Origin of the sequence: Leucobacter sp. USHLN153 (assembly GCF_037145615.1) — a bacterium.
Classification (GTDB): Bacteria; Actinomycetota; Actinomycetes; order Actinomycetales; family Microbacteriaceae; genus Leucobacter.
In genome coordinates this window covers 1-223 of record NZ_JBBCXE010000014.1, presented here as the reverse complement: position 1 = coordinate 223, position 223 = coordinate 1, and the positions used below count along the sequence as shown (strand labels likewise).

1 protein-coding gene is annotated in these 223 nt (G+C 62.8%); it reads left to right on the top strand.

Going from position 1 to position 223, the window contains the following annotated elements; translation table 11 throughout:
• On the top strand, positions 1 to 223 hold a 223-nt coding region (locus WFH00_RS11915; protein WP_336661053.1), incomplete at both ends, for an ABC transporter permease.

Genomic DNA, 223 nt, shown 5'->3' with positions numbered 1-223 from the left:
GGGCTCGATCCGAGACTCGAGCAAGCCTCTGCATCACTCGGGGCGGGGAGGCTGCGTACGTTCTTCAGCGTCGTGCTGCCCTTGATCGCGCCGGGCGTGACCGCGGGAGCCTTGTTCGCGTTCGTGACGTCGTTTGACGAGGTCATCCTGTCCCTGTTCATCCAGTCCCCATCGCTGCAGACGCTGCCCGTGAAGATCTTCAACAGCGTCACGCAAACCAACG